Consider the following 443-nt stretch of genomic DNA (forward strand, 5'->3'; position numbering starts at 1 on the left):
CCCCCGCCTCATCGGTGGCCTGGCTCTGATGGCCATGTTGCTCGGCTTCGTCATGCCCTCCTCGATCGGCCGCGCCGTGGTGCTGGTGCCTATCGGTATGGCCCTGGCCGAGCGCGTCGGCTTTGCCCACGGCAGCCGCGGGCGCCTCGGCATCGCCGTCACCCTGGCGCTCACCTGCAACATGCCGAGCTTCGCCATCCTGCCCGCCAACATCCCCAACATGATCCTCTCGGGGGCGAGCGAGACCCTGCACGGCATCCACTTCGGCTACACCGACTACCTGCTGCTGCACTTCCCCATCCTGGGCCTGCTCAAGACCGGTCTCATCGTGGCACTGGTGCTGCTGATCTTCCCCGCCCGCATCACGCCGAATGAGCGCGCCGCCGCTCACCAGGCGGCCGAGCTGGGCCCCCAGGCGACCCCGGCGACCCGGCGCCGGGTCG

Annotated in this window: 1 pseudogene; it reads left to right on the forward strand. The window is 70.2% G+C overall.

Annotated elements, in window-relative coordinates:
* Nucleotides 1-443, forward strand: a pseudogene (locus BN1121_RS02770) (SLC13 family permease); the annotation flags it as partial.

It is taken from the genome of Aeromonas diversa CDC 2478-85 (assembly GCF_000819805.1).
Lineage (GTDB): Bacteria > Pseudomonadota > Gammaproteobacteria > Enterobacterales > Aeromonadaceae > Aeromonas > Aeromonas diversa.